Here is a 2,942-nt window from a genome sequence, read left to right on the forward strand (position 1 = left end):
GAGATAATCCTCCTATATGGAGAGGGTGGTCACGTCCAGGTCGTTGGTGGGCTCGTCCAGCAGCAGGACGTTGGGGGCTTCCATCAGCACGGACAGCAGATACAGCCGCCGCCGCTCCCCGCCGGAGAGCCGCCCGATGGGCACAGACTGAAGATCACCGGGGAAGAGGAACCGCTCCATCATCTGGTTGGCGGAGAAGGTGCCCTCATCGGTCCTGACCTCATCGGCGATGTCGTGGATAAAGTCGTAGACCCGCTGGTTCAGGTCCAGCTCCCGCCCCTCCTGGGAGAAGTGGCCGATCTTCACGGTGGCGCCCACCTCCACCGTGCCGCTGTCCGGTGCCAGTTCGCCTGCCATCAGGTGGAGCAGGGTGGACTTCCCGGCGCCGTTGCGGCCCACGATGCCGATGCGGTCACCGCGCAGCAGGTTGTAGGAGAAGCGGCTGACGATGGGACGGCCGTCAAAGGCCTTGGACACATCCCGCAGCTCGATGATCTTCTTCCCCAGGCGGCTGGAGGCCGCCGCCATCTGCACGGCCTCGTCCGTTTCCGGTGCCTCCTGGTTCAGCAGGGCCTCGTACCGCTGGATCCGCTCCTTGGACTTGGTGGTCCGGGCCTTGCAGCCCCGCATGATCCACTCCCGCTCCACCCGGAGGATGGACTGGCGCTTGCGCTCACTGGCCTCCGCCATCTCTGCCCGCTGCTCCCGCAGCTCCAGGTACTTGGAGTAGTTGGCCTCATAGTGGTACAGCTTCCCCCGGGAGAGCTCCGTGATGTGGTTCACCACCCGCTCCAGGAAGTACCGGTCATGGGTCACCATGACCAGGCCGCCCTTGAACCGGCGGAGCCAGTCCTCCAGCCAGGCCACCATCTCGCTGTCCAGGTGGTTGGTGGGCTCGTCCAGAATCAGCACGTCCGCCGGGTGGATCAGGGCCGCCGCCAGGGCCACCCGCTTCCGCTGGCCGCCGGAGAGCGTCCCCACCTTCTGGGCAAAGTCTGTGATCCCCAGCCGGTTCAGCATGGCCTTGGCCTCATACTCATTCAGCTCCCGGAACTCGGCGGGGAAGTGGAGGAAGACCTGCTCCAGCACCGTGGCGGATTCCTCCATTGCCGGGTTCTGAGGCAGCAGACTGACCTGGACGTTGGGGTTCCGGGAGATGGTGCCGCCGTCCGGCTCCGTGACGCCGGAGAGAACCTTCAAAAAGGTGGACTTGCCGGTGCCGTTGATGCCGATAACGCCCACCTTGTCCCCCTCGTTGAGATAGAAATTCACATCATCCAGCAGCTGGCGGCTGCCGAAGTTGATGGAGAGATGTTCTGCGGATAAGAGCATGGGAGTTCCTCCTGAAAAAAACTGCTCCTATTGTACCATGAAGGATGGCGTTTTACCAGAGCCAAAACCCTTGCAAACAGAGTGGCGTCAGAGTACAATAACAGAGAAATGAGGTTTTGCCATGCAGGAGTTCCGGCCTTTTGAGCCCTGTCGTTCCTTCTGTTCTGCCTGCACCGGGGGCGGGGGGCCTACCTGCTGGGCGGTGGATACGTGCTGTTCGACCTCCTCGCCATCGCGGCGGAGCTGCTTTTCTGGCATCGGCTGCTGGTGGCCATGTTCGACACGGCGGCCTGGTACTGGAGCGGTCTGTGGGGTGTGTTCGCCGCCTTGGACGCCGCCTGTCTGCCGCTTGGGATTTTTCTGCTGCGCCGAAGGAGAGGTGTCCGATGGAGACGATTTCATATACCCTGCCGCCGGAACAGGACGGCGCCACGGTCCGGCATATCCTGAAGGCTGCGCTCCATGTCTCCTCCCACGCCATATCCCGGCTGACCCGGACGGAGAACGGCATCCGGGTCAACGGCATCCATGCCCGTACAGTGGATATCCTTCACACCGGCGACGTGCTGGAGGTGGAGACCAGCGACCACCGTCCGCCCCGGGTGCGCCCCACGCCGGGGCCCTGGCCCCTGCCCATCGTCTGGGAGGATGGCCATCTGCTGGTGGTGAACAAGCCTGCCGGTATGACGGCCCACGCCTCCAATTTCCTGCCGGACACGCCCACCGTGGCCGGAGCCCTGGCCTGGCAGCGGGGCGCGGACTTCGTGTTCCACCCGGTGAACCGGCTGGACAAGGGCACCACCGGACTGATGGTGGTAGCCAAGAGCGGCTACATCCACGACCGGCTCCGGTACGCGCTCCACACGGAGAGGTTTTGCCGGGAGTACCGGGCGGTGTGCATCGGCTGTCCGGATCCGAAATCCGGCACCATCGACGCCCCCATCGGCCGGGACCCGAATTCTGTGGTGGGCCGGTGCGTCCGGCCTGACGGTGCCCGGGCCGTCACCCATTATGAGGTGCTGGGGAGGTCGAACGGCCTGTCCCTCCTGCGGCTGCGGCCGGAGACAGGGCGGACCCATCAGCTCCGGGTGCACATGGCCTCCATCGGCTGCCCCCTGGCAGGGGACTGGCTGTACGGGGAAGAGGACCCGGACCTGATCCCCCGGCCGGCCCTCCACGCCTACGCTCTGGATCTGGACCATCCGGTGACGGGAGAGCATCTGTCCCTGACGGCGCCCATCCCGGCGGACATGGCCCGGCTGGCGCCGGAGCTTTTGACGGAAACAGAGTGCGCAAGTGAAGAAATTTGACCATAAAATGGAAGGGGATATCTTATGTTAACTTGGAACGTCACCTATCACTGCAAGTCCGGCCAACGGGAGGCCTTTTATCAGGCCCTCTGTGATTTGGGCATCCGGGCCAACTCCCTGAAAGAGGAGGGGAACCTGAAGTACGACTACTTCCTGGCGGCGGAGGCACCGGACGACCTGCTGCTGGTGGAGAGCTGGACCACGCCGGAGCTCCAGCAGGCCCACTGCCAGACGGAGATCTTCGGCCGTCTTCAGGAGCTGAAAGCCCAGTACTGCGACAGCGTCCAAATCGACAAGTTC

The 2,942-nt window shown here is 64.0% G+C and carries 3 protein-coding genes; 2 read left to right on the top strand and 1 reads right to left on the bottom strand.

Features of this window, described 5'->3' with window-relative positions:
* Positions 1-12 precede the first annotated feature (12 nt).
* Positions 13-1,332: an ABC-F family ATP-binding cassette domain-containing protein gene (locus QVE23_RS09850; RefSeq protein WP_287968103.1), complete on the bottom strand. Its 1,320-nt coding sequence runs from the start codon at positions 1,330-1,332 to the stop codon at positions 13-15.
* Positions 1,333-1,718: 386 nt separating this feature from the next.
* Between QVE23_RS09850 and QVE23_RS09855 the strand changes: the two genes are divergently transcribed.
* Together QVE23_RS09855 and QVE23_RS09860 are read left to right on the top strand one after the other, a co-directional pair.
* Complete coding sequence (locus tag QVE23_RS09855) at positions 1,719-2,642, top strand: RluA family pseudouridine synthase (RefSeq protein WP_021748441.1); 924 nt, start codon at positions 1,719-1,721, stop codon at positions 2,640-2,642.
* A gap of 24 nt (positions 2,643-2,666) precedes the next feature.
* Positions 2,667-2,942 (top strand): putative quinol monooxygenase (locus QVE23_RS09860; RefSeq protein ID WP_287968105.1); only part of this gene is annotated, 276 nt, incomplete at its 3' end.

Source organism: Oscillibacter sp. KLE 1728, from assembly GCF_934833455.1.
Classification (GTDB): Bacteria; Bacillota; Clostridia; order Oscillospirales; family Oscillospiraceae; genus Oscillibacter; species Oscillibacter welbionis.

What these genes read in the sequence shown, in the direction of transcription:
- QVE23_RS09850 (WP_287968103.1), bottom strand. Translation starts at nt 1,332, where the DNA reads ATGCTCTTATCCGCAGAACATCTCTCCATCAACTTCGGCAGCCGCCAG.
- QVE23_RS09855 (WP_021748441.1), top strand. Translation starts at nt 1,719, where the DNA reads ATGGAGACGATTTCATATACCCTGCCGCCGGAACAGGACGGCGCCACG.